The following is a 4,365-nucleotide window of genomic DNA, read 5'->3' as shown; positions in this document are numbered from 1 at the left end:
ACCAATTCCGTCAACCGTGCCAGTGAGGGGGCATTGCCCGCCGCCTGGTGTACGGAAAGGGCCTGGTGAAGGCGCCGGTGGATAGTCAAGTTAGTCAAGGCCTGCTTTAACGGTTGCAAGCTTTTAAATAGGTGGACATGTGCATTTGATTATCACGGATGCGTGGATGGCAAAAAGCCGGCCTATTTATTTAAGCGGCATAAAACTGCTTTTGGCGGGCCTGGTTTCTGCTTTGGTGCTCATGCTGGTGGCCGCAGGTCTCTACCACTGGGTATTTCTCAAGGGCGCCCGTGAAGGTTGGCCGATCGTAGGCACGCTGGTAAAACTGGTTGTCAAGGATGAGTCTGAGCAACGGGATCGATTCATGCGCGAGAACATCAACGTGATGGCCAGGCGACTGGGCGAAATGCAGGCCAAGCTTATGCAACTGGAGTTGCTCGGAGAGCGTGTTTCCGGACTTGCGGGCATCAATCCCAACGAGATAAAGGCGGCGACCGGGCGCGGCGGTGCGCTTGTCGGCGCACGGTCACTCACGATGGATGAGCTTCAGTCCACCCTGGCGGATCTGGACAAGCTGACCGATCAGCGCGTCGATTTGATGACCGTGATGGAGTCGCGACTTTTTGATGAAAAAATCAGGAACATGATGGTGCCGACCCAGGAGCCGGTGGCCGGCGGATCTTTAGGTTCGCCGTTTGGCTGGCGCATTGATCCGTTGAATGGACTGGCTTCCCTGCACACCGGGCTGGATTTCCCCGCTACACCAGGCACTCCGATCCTGGCAGCCGCTGGCGGTGTGGTGGTAGCGCAGGAGTATCACCCTGACTACGGCAACATGGTGGAAGTTGATCACGGCAATGATCTCATCACGCGTTACGCCCATGCCTCCCGGGTGCTTGTCAAAAAGGGCGACCTGGTCAAACGTGGCCAGAAAATTGCTGAAGTGGGTACGACGGGCCGATCCACGGGCGCTCACCTGCATTTTGAAGTTCTGGTTCAGGGCGTATTTCAGGATCCGCAAAAATTTCTGACTGCCGGACAGCAGCTTCCGAAGCGGATTGTGGCCACTGCGTTGTCAGCGCGGCATCCTTGATTGAATTTTGATCAGCAATGTTTTCCTTGCCGGCTGACTTGTTCCTTGCTGCAAGTTCAAACGCCCGGCGCTCCGAGCATTCCTGCAGAAGCTCGGCCGGTGATCGAACCGTTTTGGGGTGAATACTGACTGTCCGGCTGCGCCGCGCTAAAATCGGAGGTTTGCGCACAATTGAACTCACTGTCAGCGCACCCAACCTAAGTTCCGCAATCAATAAGGGATTTCGGCCGCATTGTCAGCTCACGGGAGCGGCCAAGTCGGCTTCGCATTTATGGCTTCCAACATACTGACTAAAATTTTCGGCAGTCGCAATGACAGGCTGCTCAAAACTTACCGCAAAACGATTGAACGCATCAATGCGCTGGAACCTGAATACGAGAAGCTCGATGACGACCAGTTGCGCGCCAAAACCGGGGAGTTCCAGAGCCGGGTAGCTGGCGGCGAAACACTGGACACCATTCTTCCGGAAGCTTTTGCGGTCGTGCGCGAAGGCAGCAAACGCATTATGAAGATGCGTCACTTCGATGTGCAGATGCTGGGTGGCATGTCGCTGCACAACGGCAAGATTTCAGAAATGGGCACTGGTGAAGGCAAGACTCTCACTGCGACGCTGCCGGTTTACCTCAACGCGCTGACCGCCAAGGGCGTGCATGTGGTGACGGTCAATGACTACCTGGCTAGCCGGGACGCCCGCTGGATGGGCAAGCTCTACAACTTCCTCGGCTTGAGTGTCGGCATTAATCTGCCCAACATGTCGCGCGAGGAAAAGCAGGCCGCCTACAACTCGGATATCACCTATGGCACCAACAACGAGTACGGGTTCGATTATCTGCGCGACAACATGGTGTATGAAGTCGGCGACCGGGTGCAGCGCGGCCTGAACTACGCCATTGTTGATGAGGTGGATTCGATTCTGATTGACGAGGCCCGCACGCCTCTGATCATCAGCGGCCAGGCCGAAGACCATACCGAGATGTACATCGCGATCAACAAGGTGGTTCCCCTGCTGACGCGCCAGGAGGGCGAAGCTGATCCACGCACCGGCGAGGGCGTGACACAACCCGGCGACTACACCATCGACGAAAAGTCCCATCAGGTTTTTTTGACCGAGCAGGGTCACGAAAATGCGGAGCGTATTCTGTTCGAGCTTGGCCTGATTCCCGAGGGCGCGACGCTCTACGATCCGGCCAATATTTCGTTGATGCACCATGTGTACGCGGCTTTGCGCGCCAATCTTCTGTACCACCGCGACCAACACTATGTCGTGCAGGAGGGCGAGGTCGTGATTGTGGACGAGTTCACCGGCCGGCTGATGTCGGGCCGCCGCTGGAGCGATGGCCTGCACCAGGCTGTCGAAGCCAAGGAGGCTGTGCAAATCCAGGCTGAAAACCAGACCCTGGCCTCGATTACCTTTCAGAATTATTTCCGCCTCTACAGCAAGTTGGCCGGCATGACCGGCACTGCCGACACGGAAGCCTACGAGTTTCAGGAAATCTACGGACTTGAAACCACCGTTATTCCACCCAATCGCTTGAGCAAGCGGGAAGACCAGCTCGACCGCGTCTATAAAACAACGCGTGAGAAATACGAAGCCGCCATCAGGGACATCCGCGAGTGTTACGAGCGCGGCCAACCGGTGCTGGTGGGTACAAGCTCCATCGAAAACTCCGAAATCATCGACCAGCTGCTGGTCAAGGAAAACCTGCCGCACCAGGTGCTCAATGCCAAGCAGCATGCCCGCGAGGCTGACATTGTGGCACAGGCCGGGCGCCCAAAGATGATCACCATTGCCACCAATATGGCGGGTCGGGGCACCGACATCGTGCTTGGCGGCAACGTTGAAAAACTGGTTGAAGCGGTTGAGGCTGACGAATCGCTGGACGCGGCTGCAAAAGAAACTGAAATTGCCCGCTTGCGCGCCCTGTGGAAACAGGAACACGAGCAGGTCACCGCGCTGGGCGGCCTGCGCATCATCGCGACCGAGCGTCACGAGTCACGCCGCATTGACAACCAGTTGCGCGGCCGTTCGGGCCGCCAGGGCGATCCGGGCTCCTCGCGCTTTTACCTGGGTCTGGACGATCCGCTGATGCGCATATTTGCGGGTGACCGCGTCAAGTCCATCATGGAGCGGCTGAAGATGCCCGACGGCGAAGCCATCGAGGCGGGTATTGTCACGCGCAGCATCGAATCGGCGCAGCGCAAGGTCGAGGCGCGCAACTTCGACATTCGCAAGCAGCTGCTTGAATACGATGATGTGTCCAACGACCAGCGCAAGGTGATTTACCAGCAGCGCAATGACATCATGGACGCCAGCGATCTCCAGCCGCAAATCGCTTCTCTCCGCGAAGGCTGTTTCATTGATTTGACGCGGCAGTACGTGCCGGTTGAAAGTGTCGAAGAACAATGGGACCTGGCAGGGCTAGAAAAAGTGCTGCTTGAAGAGTGGCAGCTGGAGTTGTCGTTGCGTCAGGAACTCGAAACCGCCGCGGCCATGACCGACCACGATGTGCTTGAAAAAGTAACTACCGCTGCCAATGCCGCATTTTCCGGGAAACTCGCACAGATCGGCGAAGAAAACTTCACTCAGTTTGAACGCATTGTGCTGCTGCAAAGCATAGACAGCCATTGGCGAGAGCATCTGAGCGCCCTGGACTATTTGCGCCAGGGTATCCACCTTCGCGGCTATGCGCAAAAGCAGCCCAAGCAGGAATACAAACGTGAAGCCTTTGAGCTGTTTGGGCAGTTGCTTGACAGCGTGAAAAACGAAGTCACCAAAGTGCTGATGACCGTCAAGGTGCAATCCGGCGAACAACTCGAAGAGGCGGCCGAGGCGCTGGAAAACAGAGCAGAGAACATCGCCAATGTCACCTATACCGCGCCCACCGAAACGGGCGGGGTTGAAACGACGGTCGAGGAGGAATCGCAGCGGCGGCAACAGGCCATTCCCGGGAACGCCGTGCCGCGCGTGGGCCGCAACGACCCTTGCCCTTGTGGTTCAGGCAAAAAGTACAAGCTCTGCCATGGCAAGCTGAGCTGATCCGCAGCGCAGCCGGCGCTTTGTTGACGTCATAAACCTGTTTTTTCTGGAGTTCAGCAACATGCCCGTCAATCTGCTTGCCACGCCCGCTTCGGATCTTTACCCGGTCCCTGGCGTGCGCTGGGGCATCACCGAGGCGGGCATTCGCAAGGCCGGTCGCAAGGACCTTGCCGTGTTGCTGCTCGATGAAGGTGCTTCGGTCGGTGCCGTGTTTACGCACCACCGGTTTTGCGCC

General features: G+C 57.3%; 2 protein-coding genes and 1 pseudogene. All 3 read left to right on the top strand.

Features of this window, described 5'->3' with window-relative positions; translation table 11 throughout:
• Window positions 1-139 precede the first annotated feature (139 nt).
• Complete coding sequence (locus HHJ19_RS17400; RefSeq protein ID WP_296909114.1) at window positions 140-1,093, top strand: M23 family metallopeptidase; 954 nt, start codon at window positions 140-142, stop codon at window positions 1,091-1,093.
• A gap of 271 nt (window positions 1,094-1,364) precedes the next feature.
• Window positions 1,365-4,130, top strand: a complete 2,766-nt coding sequence (gene secA / locus HHJ19_RS17395) for a preprotein translocase subunit SecA (RefSeq protein ID WP_296909113.1) — start codon at window positions 1,365-1,367, stop codon at window positions 4,128-4,130.
• A gap of 61 nt (window positions 4,131-4,191) precedes the next feature.
• Window positions 4,192-4,365, top strand: a pseudogene (gene argJ, locus HHJ19_RS17390) (bifunctional ornithine acetyltransferase/N-acetylglutamate synthase); the annotation flags it as partial.

The sequence above is a fragment of the Polaromonas sp. genome, assembly GCF_012927415.1.
Classification (GTDB): domain Bacteria; phylum Pseudomonadota; class Gammaproteobacteria; order Burkholderiales; family Burkholderiaceae_C; genus Polaromonas.
This window is presented reverse-complemented; position numbering and strand designations above follow the sequence as displayed.

What these genes read in the sequence shown, in the direction of transcription:
- secA (WP_296909113.1), top strand. Translation starts at nt 1,365, where the DNA reads ATGGCTTCCAACATACTGACTAAAATTTTCGGCAGTCGCAATGACAGG.